This window comes from Novipirellula sp. (genome assembly GCF_041583735.1).
GTDB lineage: Bacteria > Planctomycetota > Planctomycetia > Pirellulales > Pirellulaceae > Novipirellula.
This window is the reverse complement of record NZ_JBFHFD010000160.1, coordinates 1-14,826: the sequence shown is the minus strand read 5'-3', so window position 1 is coordinate 14,826 and position 14,826 is coordinate 1. Positions and strand designations below refer to the sequence as shown.

Below are 14,826 nucleotides of genomic sequence, written 5' to 3'. Positions count from 1 at the left end.
CTGGGGGTCGGGGCGATTCGGCGGATGATTCCTGATGCCGGAGCATGGATCGCCACCGACATGAATCCGTCTGCCGCGGCGATCAATTGGCCTCGCACCACTTCGTCGTCTTCACCAACCACGGGCACTGCTGGTTTGCCGATGTGCTGCGAAAGTGGCACGATCAATAGCGGTGCAAACGGGAATTGTTGAATCTCGCGATGACAAGTCTCCTGTTTCGATTCAGGAGGATGAATCCCATGAGCGAATGTCTTACCGCGAAAAAAGTCAAACCGTAGATTTCTCATTGGTTGAACTTCTCAGCACGAGCGATCCATTTTTCAATGTCCTTTTCGCTGCGGTCTTTCGGCAACCCTGGGTGAATAATTTGGGCTGTGCAGCGTTCAGCGGCCTTGACCAAGTCCTTGTAAGGCCCTCCTTCTGGATTTTGGATGAATGCCTTTTTCTTGTCGTTGTAGGCAAAGATATTGGGGTTCAAACGGACGCACTCATCACACGAAGTACACTCGGGGGTGTCGATCCATGGTGCCATGAATTCGCTATTGGCATTCGCCGATGACTGCCGGTCGGGAATCGTCTGCACAGGGTCCGCAACGACAACGGCCGCCCCGTTGCTTTCGCCGGTCAATAATTGCATCATCCCCGACGCGATACGGTTGGTCATTTCCCGCCGGACATCCTTTTCGATTGCGGTGCGATCCGGTTCCGTTTCGTTCACACGGGCGATCGCTCGCAGCATCGTCCAGAAGTCGCGACGATCCTCGCAGGACGCAACGATTGGCGGCGCGACCAATAAACGCATCAATTCCTGTTTGCGATTGACGCTCCACACATAAGGAAACCGTCCTTCACGTTCCTCCGCCGGAAGTTCCAAGAAATCGGACAGCAGAATCATTTTGTCGTTCCACGTTTCCGGCGGTGCCGTCCGGAAATGTTTGCGGAATCGGATCTCGGTCGCGGCAAAATCCGCAAAGGTCATCGGCAGCGACATTGTCTTGTGACGCCCGTTCTCAGTGTACTTCAATTCGTAGCGAGGCCAATCTTGATCGATCGCGGGATTGCCTTCCAAATCGAAACACTGCTCGGGTCGATTGCCATGATCGGGGTTGTAGCGAAACAGCGGATAGGCTCGCGATTCCACTGCCAAGCGGGCCTGATTGGCACTCATGTTATCTCCGATGCCATGCTCGGGTTGACAAGAGGTGTAGAGATTGAAAAGCGCTGGTCGCCGTGACTTCAGCCCCTCGATGAATCCTTCGATCAAATGGTTCGGATGTGCAATCGTGCTCTGCATCACATAGGTCGTGCGATGCGCCATTCCGATCAAACCGATTTCTTTGCGAACCTCTTGTTTGCCCTGGATCGATTTGCCGTATTGAGCCATGTCAGAAATCTGCCCAAAGAATCCCGACGTGCAGGCTTGTCCGCCCGTATTGGAATAGACCTGCGTGTCCAAGATCAGCACCTTGATCGGTTTGCCCGACATCATGAGGCGTGAAAGGTTTTGAAAACCGATGTCGTACATCGCACCATCACCTCCGATCGCGACCACCGGGGGACAGAGTTCCCATTCCTGATCACTAAAATGTCGCCAATTGAAATAGGTCAACGACGAATCGGCTGGATCATTCCCATTGCCCGACAACTCTTGCTCGGCCAAGCGGATTGCTTTGAAACCGTCGGCCATCTTGCTCATGTGCCCTTCGAAAACTCCCATCGCCATCGAAGCGGCATCTTGAAACAAATGATTGGCCCAGGGGAAGGGATAGGGATTGAACGGAAACGTGCTGCCCCACACCGACGAACAGCCGGTCGAATTCAAAATTCCGGCGTTGGCACGCCCACGCCCGGTGACCCCTTCGACGTAGTTCCAGCGAAGACGTTTTAGTTTCGCCAACAAGCCGGTGACGCGGCGAAGCCATTGCTGATCAATCGGCTCGCCGCCCCGTTGTTTTTCGACTCGTTGCGCGATCCCTGAGAGCGTCACATCCGCGGTGCCTATTTCGTCCACGATCTTGGCAAGCGAATCGGGATCGCCGACATCGATTTCATGCACCAATTGACGCTGGATGTGAACTTCAAGTCTGGCAATCAAGTCGGTCAACGCTGCGACATGTCGCTCGACACGAGGTTGCATGAGTGCTTCGACCGTTGCGGTAAACAAATGAATGACGCTCTTTTCGCCACAGCCGTTACAGGCACCGTCACCGCTGGCCAATGACGAATAGTTTCGTTTGTCCAACAACAATGTTTCGAGTACACCGATGCCCTCTTCGATGTTTTGCACGCGAATGTACTTTTTCGGTGTCGTGGGCAGATCCTGCCAAACATCCCAATTTCGCCGCAATGTACTGAGCGACTCGTCCGTTTGTGGCACGACACGAAGTGCGTCGTCGTCACATACTTGCACGCATTCCATACACCCTTTACAGGTATTGGGATTCACCGTGATACTCAATAACCCGCCTTCGCCAGGCGACTCTTTCTCTTTCAGCGTGTAATAAGGACGCGACAACGCAAACTGAAACTCGCCAATTTCTTCGCGGAACGCTTCGAGTTCGTGCTTGAGTTCGTCACGCGAACCCTTCTCGAGTTTGCTGTCGCGAAGAGTCTTGTTGATCGCCTCTTGTAACATTCCCAACACGTTGTCATTTTCGCTCGCCTCGGCAAAGATTGGACGCAAATTTTTCTCGACGTCACGAACCGCTTTTGGCAGGTACTTTAAATCCATTCCCCGTTTGCGAAGCCGAGCGATGATCGTGTCAAAGACCTGAGTGACTTCGTTGACTAGTCCCGGAATCGCGGTATCGGGGCAAACCGTATAACAACGTCCGCATGCGGTACAGTTTTCAGCGATCCATTGGGGATGTTGAAAACGAATCCCGCTCATGTCACGGAACATCGTGGTCACCGCGGGGATGGTTCCCAAACCGATAAAGGGATCGGTGATCGTGTCGGATCCCATCCCACGTGCATAAAGGTTGCCGGTTTGTTCCCAGAAACGATGAATGTCCGACCGGCGAGACTTGCTTGCCGGTTGCGTCTTTAGTACCACCGGAAGTGCCGGTTCTCGCGTCGTCGTTTTATGCGGAGATTCCTCGTCGATCGCACCGTAGGCAACCGCTTTGACTTCGTCGAACCCTCGTTTGACGACCGCCATGTTTTCTTGGACGACACGAGCCCCTTTGCTGCCGAATTTGTGTTGCAATTGGCTGCGGATGGCTTCGATCAGACGTACCTGAGACAATCCAGCTTTCTCAGCAACCGGGGACGCCGAGAAAAAGGCTCCTTGAAATGCAATGCCTTGCATACGCAACTGCAGATCAGGGTCACTCGCCTCGTCGCGAGCAATTTGAAACGCATCCAAGTAGTAGAATTTGATCTTCTTATCAATCAAAATCCGGCGATACGGCTCCGGCACACTCTTCCACACCTCGTCGGCAGACGTCTTGTCACTTTGGATGATAAACACCCCGCCTTCCTTTAGTCCCGCCAAGGCGTTGGTATGGTGGAACACGTTTGGATCGGGCGACAACACGACGTCAACATAGAAGTACTCGCTATTGATGCGAATTGGTTCGGGAGCCGCGGACAGGTAATAGGTTGTCGGTTGCCCCTTCTTTTCCGAACCATATTTCGGGTTGGCCTTGATATGAAACCCAAGCAAATCGTATAGCGTTAACGCCAAGTTTTTGCCGGTCGTGATCGCGCCCCAGCCGCCGACCGAATGCATTCGCACGGTGATGCTGCTTTCGGGCATCAAGTTCGGATTCTCCGATCCGCGAATAGCAAGTTTACGGATGTCGGGATATTTCGATTCGATGTCTTGTTGGTGAATTCGCTGTTTGGGGCTGACCGGGTTTTCCCGCAGAAAGTCAATCGACAGATAGAAGAACTTACGATTCGGGCCTTGCGGAAGCATGTTCTCGATCGCTGCCACCACGCCCTCGGGTTGCAAATCGCGACTACCCATGCCAAAGGAACCTGAATACAGCGAGGGTGCGTCCGTAAGCGAACAATAGTTTTCCAAGTTTGCAAACACAGGCTTCGATGGCTCCCGCCCATTCTCGAGACAGCGGCTCATCGTCGCGCGGACTTCTCGCATCAACGGCAAATCGACCGCAAGCGGTTGATCGAGTCGCTCTAGCACCGCGACACCCTTTTTGCCCTTGAGTATTCGGCTGAGAAGATCGGCGGGAAAGGGGCGAAACATCACCAGGTTGATCACGCCGACTCGAATGCCACGGCTTTCACGCAGGTAATCGGCCACCGCCTCGGCCGTCGGAATTAGACTGCCTTGACCGACGATCAGGTATTCCGCATCGTCGACGCGGTAGCCGATTACACGATCGTAGCGGCGGCCGGTCAGCTGATAAAATTGCTCGAACGCTTGCTCGGTCAACTCCGGCAAATGATCAAAGAAATAGGGACGCTGGGCGGCGACGCTTTGCATGTACGAGTCTTGATTCTGAACCGTGCCCGTCATCACTGGGTTGTCGACGTCCCATACCTCGGGGATCCGTCGCCGTGTGTCGCCGTAGATAATCTGCTGCGCCGGGGTGGGCGTTTGGATAATGTCGTCGGGACGCCCCAGAAATTCTTGGATCAATTCGCGTTCGGGAACTTGGATCGATTCGATCAAGTGAGTCGTTAGGAACCCATCCTGTGCGATAACGCCCGGTGTCAATGCAAGTTCGGCGATGCGATGAGCGATGATATTTAAATCGGCGACGCTCTGCGCATCTTTGGCAAACATTTGAAAGAAGCCGGTGTCATCCATGCAGTGATAGTCGTCATGCCCGGCGTGCACATTCAGCGTCGCTTTGGTCATTGCCCGTGCCCCGATATTCAGGACATAGGTCAACCGTTTTCCCACCGCTGCGTACAGCGATTCGTGCATGTAGGCGATGCCTTGGCCGGACGAAAAATTGCTCGCTCGCAACCCCGTCATCGACAGCCCCGCGGTGACCGCCGCGGCAGCGTGCTCTCCTTCCGGTTCAATAAAAATCAAGGGACGACCCGAGATATTCAAGTGGCCGCTGGCGGCGGCCTCGGCCCAATACTCGCCCATCTGCGTGGAGGGCGTGATCGGGTATGCCCCGGCCGCATCGGTCGACTCGCGTTCACACATCGCCACCGCAGTGTTTCCATCGACTGCGACACGAGTGCCTGGGTATTTGAATTCCCGTTTTGATTTCGTCATGGCCACCATCGCTCACGGAAAAAAGCCGCTTCCATGCAATTCGGGCTGCGGCTCAAACGCCAAACCCTTAAAAAGCAAAGCATTCTCAAAAGCAACCATTCAGAACGCAAAGCCCATGCCGACGCAAAGCCCATGCCGACCCCCGCGACGAATCGCTTACGAGATCCCTTCGCGTACATTGCCTTGGCGAATGATCTTTTTGGCCGCTCGGCCTTTCACGGGTCCAAGCGTTTTGTCGAGCCAAACGATCGCGCCGGTTGGACATCGCTGGGTGGGCATCGCCGACAACGAACCTTTGCTGTAGTCGATAACGGGCAAATGATGCTTCATCTGGATCTGGACCGGTGCGTCCATCGCACAGCGACCACATCCCGTGCAGGCGACTTCGCAATCGCTGAGAATTTCGTCTCCTTCGGCTAACGAAGCACACGCCACCCACAACCGCTGGTTCGCCGGGTGAAGTGAAAACAGATCCTTCGGGCACGCCTCGACACAATCGCCGCAGGCAGTACAGCGATCTTCGTCGACCACCGGAATCTGGTGCACATCCATTTCGATTGCATCAAAATCGCACGCACGCTCGCAGTCCGCTAGACCAAGACACCCCCAAAAACAAGCTTTGCCACCTCCGGCAACCAATGCCGCGGCGGCACACGAACCGAGTCCTTCGTAATGCGCGCGGTTTCGAGCCACATTGCTCCCACCCGCACATGCCAAACGTGCCACTCGCTTTGTTTGCGTGCCGACATCCACGCCTAAAAAGGTCGCGATTTTGACGTGGTCCCCCGCTGTACCGACGGTGCATTTCACAGGCAACGTCTCGCCCCGCACCAATGCCTCGGCAAACGCTCGGCATCCCGGATAGCCGCATGCCCCGCAATTGGTGTGCGGCAACATCGATTCCACCTGATCAATTCGGGGGTCTTCTTGGACGTGTAACCAGCGATTGGCGATCACGATCATCGACGCCAAAGCCAACGTCAATCCAGCAATTACCGCTACGGAGGTTACGATCGTCATGGCACAAACTACTGGCGTCGGATCAGCTGATGACAATTGACACAGGTGTGCATCATCTGGGTGTACGAGAGCATTGCTCCGTCGAGATTCTTTTGCTCCGCTGCCGTCATCAGCGTCCCGGTGGTAAACCAAAACACTTGGTTTTGGGTGCGGTAAGCAATCGAATCATTCTGCATCCACTTGTGTTTTGCCAGCGTGTTAAGCGATTTGGCATTGCCAAGGATTTTGTCGAAATCTTCGGTCACCAATCCATCGAGGATGTTTTTTGAATAGTCCAGCTTCTTTTGCATGTCCCGCTTCTGGACCTCCATCTGCGATTCGGGCTTTTCCGCCTGTTGCGACCGACCAAACATCGCGGACATCAAAACCATCGCGATACCACACACCATCAGGGGCAATCGAATGCGCATCACCGTCTCCGCTACAAGGGTCAATTTCGGTTTGATCGAGCGAGAATCACACGATCAACCACATCCGGTACACGTTGTGGCGTAGGGCACCACCTCGAGTCTCTCTTGCGGAATTTGTTTACCGCAGCGGGTGCACTTGCCATACGTTCCTTCGTCGATCTCGTGCAGTGCATGCTTGATCTGTTCAATCTCTTTGATTGCAAGATCGGCTACCGAGGCCAGCACTTCGTCCCCTTCGGATTCCGCCGCTCGCTCTTCCCAATCTTCGTCGCCGGGTTTACGGAGGTCGTTGTCGATCCCCTCGGCTCGGGCGACGAGGTCACTCAGTTGTGCTTCGAGTTCCGTTCTCAATTTGGTGTAGTCAGTCATGTGACTTTCCTCGCGTAGGTCGGACAAGTTGCTAACAATCAAAAGCAAATCGCATACCGCAGAGGCAAACTGGATCACTGCCCAGGTTGATGACACGCGTGCAGTCGCCGATGCCGCAGGCTACAATGAAATCCCTCCATCCCGTCGGCATGCCGCCCCCTAATCCTTTCAAAAACCGCTTCGAGAGGCCCCTCGTGATACGCAGCCCCCGTTCGACCTTTCTACGTTTCTTCGTCCTGGCGTCGTTCGCAGCAATGAACGCGGCAACCCAGTCGCTCGCTGCGAATGACAACAACCATCCGGTTCAATCCAAACCCAACATCATCGTCTATATGGTCGACGACTTGGGATGGAATCACATCAGTGCGAAACAGGCGACCATGGGGACGACGAAAGAGGTCTACCAAACACCGACGATCGAAAGAATCGCCGCTGGCGGACTCAGCTTTACGCATGCCTATGCCCAACCTAATTGTGCTCCCACCCGAGCGGCGATGTTGTCGGGTCAATATCCGGCCCGTGTCAACAACAATGTTTATGTGGTCGGACATCTGAACCGATTTGGCGGAGGCGGAATCAAAAAGGAAGCCGCTCGTTTCGAAGGTCCCAAGCAATCCGAGGATGTTGCTCCGGAGGCGATCACGGTGGCCGAGGCGCTTAAGCAAAACGGCTACGCCACCGCTCATATCGGCAAATTCCACGTCGGCGGTCATCGCGGCGAAGCAACGATGCCCGAAAATGTCGGCTTCGATATCAATTTGGGCGGATATGGCCAAGGTCATCAACCAACCTGTTTTGCTTCACAGAAAAACGGCAAGTGGAATTTTAAAGGTGTCGGACTCGGACACTTTGATCGCTACGCCGCTCCGTACGACAATGCCTATTTGGCGAAACGAGCACTGCCAAAATCGCTGCTCGATACGCCCAAGCACATCAGTGATGCGTTAGGCGATGCGATGCAAGACACCGTCAAAGAGCTTGCCAGCGGCGACAAACCTTTCTATTTGCAATTTCACACCTACGCGGTGCATGGACCGGTTCGCGCTCGGCCGGACCTAAAACAAGCTGCCATCGCTCGCATCGGCGCTGCAGATAAGAAAATGGCCGAGTATGTTGGCTTCATCGCTGGCGTCGATGAAAACTTGGCCCGGATACTGGCGACGCTCGAGGATCCCAATGGCGATGGTAACCCCGACGACAGCATCGCGGCCAACACGCTGATTCTATTTACCTCAGATAATGGCGGTACTCACGCAGACAATCAACCGCTGCGAGGCGAAAAAGGAATGCTGACCGAAGGCGGCATTCGCGTTCCCTTGATCGCCTATTGGCCTGGCGTGATTCCGGCGGGCACCGTCACGGATCATAAAGTCCACTCGGTTGACTATTACCCCACCTACCTTGAGCTAGCCGGAAAAGAATGGGTTCCCTCGTCGGACCAACATCCGCTGGACGGCGAGTCGTTTGCCGATATGTTGCGAAATCCCAACACGCAGCGAACACGAAACACCGTGTTCTATCTGTTCCCTGGTTACATGGACAAACGAGCCGAACCGGCCGTATCTGCAATCGCAGACATCGATGGCCAACGTTACAAGTTGATGTACGTCTACGAGACCGATTCGTGGGAACTGTACTGTTTGAGCGAAGATCAAGGTGAAACCAAGAATCTGATCAAGACACGTCCTGAAATTGCCTCGACGATTTCCAAACAGATGGATGCTTGGCTGAATCAAAAACATCCCACTTGGCAACCGAAGTATCCGATCGACAAGCAGACCGGGAAACCGGCGGGGCCTCCGATATCGCTGTAAGTTATTACCGTGATGCGAAAAGCGGCTTAACCATGGTTCAGTACGGAACAAAATAAGGAAATTCGATGCGTCTCCTCTTTGCATTTTCGCTGACGGTTTTGTTGGCATTGGAAGCGACCGCTGCGGATAAACCCAACGTCATTTTGGTCATGTGCGATGATCTTGGCATCGGGGATCCTCGATGCTTTAACGCCGAGTCGCCCATCCACACGCCACACATTGACGCGATGGCAGCCGACGGATTGAAGTTCAATCGTTTTTACGCTGCCGCCCCCGTATGCAGCCCCACACGCGGCAGCTGTTTGACCGGCCGTCATCCGTTTCGCTACGGCATCTATTTCGCAAATACCGGGCATCTAAAACAGGACGAGATCACGCTTCCCGAGCTATTGAAAAAGCACGGCTATGCCACGGGGCATTTTGGAAAATGGCACCTCGGAACGTTGACAACCACGGTCAAAGATGCCAATCGCGGCGGCCCCCAAGGAGCCAAACATTTCTCACCGCCGCGACAACATGGTTACGACGACAGCTTTGTGACCGAATCGAAAGTTCCCACTTATGATCCCATGATCAAACCGGCCAATGCCAAGGACAACGGCCACTGGGATGCGATCTCCGACAAAGCGAATGCCAAGTCCTACGGAACACACTACTGGGATCACGCCGGCAACCCGGTTACCGAGAATCTCGAGGGAGATGATTCCCGTGTGATCATGGACCGCGCGATCCCGTTTATCGAGAATGCGGTGTCCGAAGAAACCCCTTTCTTTGCTGCGGTCTGGTTCCACGCGCCGCACTTGCCAGTCGTCGCCGGTGAAGAGCACGCCAAACACTACCAGGATCACGAGAGTTATGAACGCAATTATTACGGATGCGTCACGGCGCTGGACGAACAAGTGGGCCGATTGCGAGCGAAGCTAGCTGAAATGAACGTCGCCGACAATACGATGCTGTGGTTCTGTAGCGACAATGGCCCCGAAGGGAATGCGGGAAAAGCTCCGGGTTCCGCGATCGACTTTCGCGGCCGCAAACGTTCGTTGTACGAAGGCGGCGTTCGCGTGCCAGGAATTTTGGTGTGGCCGGGACATACCCAGGCTGGATCGACGACCGATTTCCCTGCCGTCACAAGCGACTACCTACCGACCGTGCTCGCGGCGATCGGAGCCGAGTATCCCGATTCGCGTCCGATCGACGGCATCTCGCTGATCGATGCGATTGCCAACCCAAAATCCGAGCGAAGCCAACCAATCGGATTCCAATCCGGCAAACAGCAAGCGTGGCATCAAGGCTCCTACAAAATCATCAGCACAGACAGTGGCAAAACGTGGGAGTTGTACGATTTGCATCAAGACCCAAGTGAAAGTCATGATCTGGCTGATCGCAATGCCGAACGGGTCAGCAGTATGAAGCAAGCGTTCGCGAATTGGCAAGCTTCATGCAAATCTAGTGACAATGGACAGGATTATTAGTTGAGTCCCCGCAGGGACGGCATGCCGCCACTTTGTGGCTGTTCCTGAGTCCCGCAGGGACGGCTTGTTGTAGCCACGGGGCGTGAGCCCGTGGATGCGGGGGCAAACATGATCACAAAGCCCTGATGGGGCGACAGGAATCGCGTGCATGGAATCTCCTGTCGTCCCTTCAGGACTTGCGGCGCACAACGTGTACGCGTTCCATGGGCTGACGCCCATGGCTACAACCTGTCGCCACTTTGTGGCTGTTGGTGAGTCCCGAAGGGACGGCTTGTTGTAGCCAGGGGGCGTGAGCCCGTGGATGTGGGGGCAATCACGATCGCAAAGTAAAGCCCCGAAGGGGCGACAGGAATCGCGTGCATGGAATCTCCTGTCGTCCCTTCGGGACTAACTTTGCGCGACGCGTTCATGTTCCATGGGCTGACGCCCATGGCTACAACATATCGCCACTTCGTGGCTACCCATGCTCGTCACTTCGTGGCTGTTGGTGAGTCCCGAAGGGACGGCACGATGTAGCCACGGGCGAGAGCCCGTGGATGCGGGTGCAAACATGATTGCAAAGCCCTGAAGGGGCGACAGGAATCGCCGTCGTGGAATCTCCTGTCGTCCCTTCGGGACTTGCGGCGCACGATGTGTACGCGTTCCATGGGCTGACGCCCATGGCTACTACCTGTCGCCACTTCGTGGCTGTTCGTGAGTCCCGAAGGGACGGCTTGTTGTAGCCACGGGGCGTGAGCCCGTGGATGCGGGGGCAAACGCGATCGCAAAGCCCCGAAGGGGCGACAGGAATCGCGGGCGTGGAATCTCCTGTCGTCCCTTCGGGACTTGCGGCGCACGACGTGCACGCGTTCCATGGGCTGACGCCCATGGCTACAGCCTGTCGCCACTTCGTGGCTGTCCATGCTCGTCACTTCGTGACTGCCGAAGCGACAGTCATTCAATGATCTCCTGCTCAAAGACGTACCGCATGTCGAATTCGATGTTGTGTTTCCTCAAAATCGCAAGGAATTCTTCCTCAAAGGTCATCTTCCGATGATGCTCGGCTTGACTGACGATGTAATCGGAAACAGACGGCGACTGAGATTCACTAACTGAGAACGCCGCGAACCCGGATTGCCACTCAAACGTTCTCGACACGTCCGGGCGTTCATTGATCCATTTCGACGAGTTCGATTTGATCTTTCTGAGCACATCTGAAACCGCGATTGTCGGACTTAGCTTCGCGAGTAAATGAACGTGGTCTTCAACACCGCCAATTTTCAGAAGGGTCCCTTTCTGATCTCGGACGATTCCTCCGACGTAACCGTACAGTTCGTCCTGCCATTCCAGACGAATGGTTCGCTTTCGATATTTCGTGCTGTAGACGATGTGGAACAGCAAATTAGTGAAAGTCGACATGGCTACGCTCCGGTTCTTCCTGTCATCCGATTGGGACGAAGGGGTGAGGTGGTTACGAATCCCTGCATCATAACGCCGCCACTTTGTGGCTGTTCGTGAGTCCCGAAGGGGCGACAGGAATCGCGGGCGTGGAATCTCCTGTCGTCCCTTCGGGACTCTCGGCGCACAACGTGTACGCGTTCCATGGGCTGACGCCCATGGCTACAACCTGTCGCCACTTCGTGGCTGTTCGTGAGTCCCGAAGGGACGGCTGCCGCCACTTCGTGGCTGTCCTTGCTCTTGATGGGATCTTTAGCAAGATCCACTACGGGGTTAGGACCAATTTGCCGGTGAGATTGCCTTGGTTTTCCAGCGTTTGCTTTTCTTGCAATGCATGCGCCTCGGCGGCTTCGCTGAGCGGCATCACTCGGTCGATCAACGGGCGAAGCTGTTTTGCGGATAACCAACGATTGATGTCATCGGCGGCAGCTTGTTGTTCTTCTGCACTCGCCTTGAGCAACATGAATCCGTGCAGCGAACAGCCTTTGACGTAAAACGGGCCCACGGGGAACTCCGGCCGTGCGTCGCGACCTGCCATCACGACCATTCGGCCGCGTGGCGCCATGGCACCAATGGCAAAATCAAAATCGGGCTCTCGCAGCGTTTCGAAAAACACATCGACTCCCTCTGCCGCCGCCGTTTGCAATTCACTGGCAACGTCACTGGCGCGATAATCGATAACGACATCGGCACCGAGATCACGACAACGCTTCACCTTTTCTTCACCGCCAGCGGTCGCGATCACGCGTGCTCCGATGGCTTTGGCCATTTGCACCACGGCCGATCCGACACCGCCGGTGCCACCATGCACAAAGATCGTTTCACCCGGCTGCAAACGTGCTTCGCGAACGATTCCCAAATGAGCCGTGATCCCAACTAGCGCGATCGCCGCAGCGTCTTCGTCCCGAACATCCTCCGGGATGGCATGCAGCCACGGTGCATCGATTGCGCACAATTCTGAAAACGTGCCTTGGTGGCCAGCAGAACTGTGCTGCACTCCCCAAACTCGATCGCCGACTTTGAACCGAGTCACCTTCGCCCCAACCGCTTCGACGGTGCCGGCCAGGTCCGAACCAATGACGTAAGGACTTGGCAAATTGGCGGCCACCAAACCGCTGCGGATGTACAGATCGATCGGATTGACCGAAACCGCCCCCACTTGCACCAGCACCTGTGACTCGGTTATTTCCGGCACCGGCAATTCGCCATATTGGATCGACGATGCAGGTCCAGTCTGTTCAATAAAAGCAGCTTTCATAGACGGCAACTCAAGTGAAGATGGGGGGATCGAGCCAGAGAATTTTGCAGAGACGCTATTGTAGCGTAGTGTCCCAGGCCGATTCACCCTCGGTCAACATCCAACGAGTGTCGCAGGTCAATCGCTCAAAAACCTGTTCTCGACCGCTTGGCCACACCACGCTGACTCGATCGACCGAATCGGCTGCCCCGAGTCCAAAGCACAGCACCGGCTCGTTCTTTGCACAGTAACCATCTCCGGTGTTGACCGTTTGTGTGATCGATCGCGAGTCAAACTCGACCGTCACTCGCGCCCCGATCGCGTCCCGTTCTGATGTCGTCCCTACCAACTCGAGTTGCAGCCAATGATGCGACGTGGAGGTTTGGTTTTCAAGCAAGACCGCATTCTGCTTTAGATCCGTGATGACAACATCGACGCGTCCATCACGGTTGAAGTCGCATTTTGCCATCGCTCGCGAAAAATGCATGCCGTTCCAATAGCCATCGTCGCCGGAAACCTCTTGCAATTCAAATCGTTTTCCCCGCCCGGCCAAAAGTTGCGTGGGCATTGCAAATAAACTTCCAGTGGCGGTCAGATCTTCGATGTGCCCATTGCCGACGATCAAGTCCCACACGGCGTTGTTGTCATAATCAATCGCCTGGGTTCCAAATCCCAACATCTTTCGTGACACCGTGTCCAATTGATACGGCACTGCGGAATCGACAAACACGCCTGCGTCGTTCTGCATGTATTGATTGGACCACTCATTTTCAAAATTGGTGATATGCAAATCGGTTCGCCCATTGCCATCGAAATCGGCCGCAGCAATCCCCATGCACGCCATCGGCTTGCCCGCACTTCCGTACGCCACGCCTCGTGACACCGCGACATCCACCATCGCCGAACGCAAATCATCAGGATCGTGACGCACCCACAATTGATTCGCTCGTAGATCGTTTGCGACAAAGACATCGTTACCAGGCGTTTGGTCCAGATCCGTAACCAACAAGGCAAGCCCGGTACTAAAGCGGTCTGCATCTTGATCCCCGAGCGGTTTTGGCATCATCGTTCCATCGCCGACGGAAACCCAGACGCGATCCATTGCGGGTTTAAATTGCAACGGCCCCGGCAATGAGACGGGCTTGCCATCGGTATCATACTGGATCGGATCAAAAATGCGTGGATCATCCAGATAGTTAATCTCGATAATGTCCGGAATCGCGTCGCCCGTCACGTCGGCGATCGCCACACTGCTGGTGAACGACGACACCTCTGCGAGCGAGTCGTCAGCAAGCGGACGAAAACTACCATCCCCTTGGTTGATCAACAGTTCGTTTCGCCCCAAGTTTCCGATCATCAAATCGGCGAAACCGTCTTGGTTCCAATCCCCCGCAGTCACACCGACGGCGTACCCTCGATTGTCCGCCGTGGCCCCCGTGATGACGTTTGTAAAGTGACCGTCTTGATTTCGAAACAACGCATTGGAATAAGCCGAGATTCCATCAGGTGGAGTTGTCGCCGCTTGTCCAAAATAGAAGTCGACGTGTCCATCTCGATCAAAATCCAAACATGCCACTCCGCCACCGAAGGCTTGGAAGATTTGAAACTCACGTTCCACTGGGACGGCGGCATTGCGATAGCGAAACTCAATACCGACTTGCTCAGCGACGTTAGAGAATACGGCATCGATCTGGGGAAAATCGTCGCGAGCCGCTGTAACGTGCGAGACGGTTTGAATCGCAGCATCCGCGGTGGATGAGACAGGTTTGAGCATGGCGAACCAACGATCCAGCGACGGCAACTCGCTTGGATCAAGCCCACACAAAATCGTTGATTCGTCGTTGCCAGAGGGAAATTCGGCCAG

The 14,826-nt window shown here is 55.0% G+C and carries 9 protein-coding genes and 1 pseudogene; 2 read left to right on the top strand and 8 right to left on the bottom strand.

Annotated elements, in window-relative coordinates; translation table 11 throughout:
- The 5 genes and pseudogenes from ABX962_RS14005 to ABX962_RS13985 form a co-directional block, all read right to left on the bottom strand.
- Positions 1-287: pseudogene (locus ABX962_RS14005) on the bottom strand (hypothetical protein); the annotation flags it as partial.
- Positions 284-5,203, bottom strand: a complete 4,920-nt coding sequence (locus ABX962_RS14000) for a 2-oxoacid:acceptor oxidoreductase family protein (RefSeq protein WP_372720401.1) — start codon at positions 5,201-5,203, stop codon at positions 284-286. The gene ABX962_RS14000 and the pseudogene ABX962_RS14005, both read right to left, overlap by 4 nt.
- A gap of 156 nt (positions 5,204-5,359) precedes the next feature.
- Positions 5,360-6,223, bottom strand: a complete 864-nt coding sequence (locus tag ABX962_RS13995; RefSeq protein ID WP_372720399.1) for an RnfABCDGE type electron transport complex subunit B — start codon at positions 6,221-6,223, stop codon at positions 5,360-5,362.
- A gap of 8 nt (positions 6,224-6,231) precedes the next feature.
- A complete protein-coding gene (locus ABX962_RS13990) occupies positions 6,232-6,633 on the bottom strand; it encodes a hypothetical protein (RefSeq protein ID WP_372720397.1) in 402 nt (133 codons plus the stop codon).
- A 54-nt stretch (positions 6,634-6,687) separates the two neighbouring features.
- Positions 6,688-7,002, bottom strand: coding sequence for a TraR/DksA family transcriptional regulator (locus ABX962_RS13985; protein WP_372720395.1), 315 nt, complete (start codon positions 7,000-7,002; stop codon positions 6,688-6,690).
- Positions 7,003-7,196: 194 nt separating this feature from the next.
- Between ABX962_RS13985 and ABX962_RS13980 the strand changes: the two genes are divergently transcribed.
- Together ABX962_RS13980 and ABX962_RS13975 are read left to right on the top strand one after the other, a co-directional pair.
- The gene (locus tag ABX962_RS13980) at positions 7,197-8,816 is read left to right on the top strand and encodes a sulfatase (RefSeq protein WP_372720393.1); all 1,620 of its coding nucleotides are present in this window, start codon (positions 7,197-7,199) and stop codon (positions 8,814-8,816) included.
- A gap of 65 nt (positions 8,817-8,881) precedes the next feature.
- Positions 8,882-10,288 (top strand): sulfatase, encoded by a 1,407-nt coding sequence (locus ABX962_RS13975; protein ID WP_372720391.1) that lies wholly within the window; start codon positions 8,882-8,884, stop codon positions 10,286-10,288.
- Positions 10,289-11,221: 933 nt separating this feature from the next.
- On the opposite strand, the gene tnpA is transcribed toward ABX962_RS13975, so the two are convergent.
- The 3 genes from tnpA to ABX962_RS13960 all read right to left on the bottom strand — a co-directional run.
- On the bottom strand, positions 11,222-11,686 hold the full coding sequence (tnpA, locus tag ABX962_RS13970) for an IS200/IS605 family transposase (protein ID WP_372720390.1): 465 nt from the start codon (positions 11,684-11,686) through the stop codon (positions 11,222-11,224).
- Between the two features lie 304 nt (positions 11,687-11,990).
- Entirely contained in the window at positions 11,991-12,983 is a 993-nt protein-coding gene (locus tag ABX962_RS13965; protein ID WP_372720388.1) for a zinc-binding alcohol dehydrogenase family protein, read from the bottom strand.
- 55 nt (positions 12,984-13,038) lie between these two features.
- The coding region (locus tag ABX962_RS13960) for a CRTAC1 family protein (protein WP_372720386.1) at positions 13,039-14,826 on the bottom strand (1,788 nt) is incomplete at its 5' end.

Bases quoted from the DNA above. Each gene is read 5' to 3' on its own strand.
- ABX962_RS14000 (WP_372720401.1), bottom strand. From the start codon at position 5,203: ATGACGAAATCAAAACGGGAATTCAAATACCCAGGCACTCGTGTCGCA.
- ABX962_RS13995 (WP_372720399.1), bottom strand. From the start codon at position 6,223: ATGACGATCGTAACCTCCGTAGCGGTAATTGCTGGATTGACGTTGGCT.
- ABX962_RS13990 (WP_372720397.1), bottom strand. From the start codon at position 6,633: ATGCGCATTCGATTGCCCCTGATGGTGTGTGGTATCGCGATGGTTTTG.
- ABX962_RS13985 (WP_372720395.1), bottom strand. From the start codon at position 7,002: ATGACTGACTACACCAAATTGAGAACGGAACTCGAAGCACAACTGAGT.
- ABX962_RS13975 (WP_372720391.1), top strand. From the start codon at position 8,882: ATGCGTCTCCTCTTTGCATTTTCGCTGACGGTTTTGTTGGCATTGGAA.
- tnpA (WP_372720390.1), bottom strand. From the start codon at position 11,686: ATGTCGACTTTCACTAATTTGCTGTTCCACATCGTCTACAGCACGAAA.
- ABX962_RS13965 (WP_372720388.1), bottom strand. From the start codon at position 12,983: ATGAAAGCTGCTTTTATTGAACAGACTGGACCTGCATCGTCGATCCAA.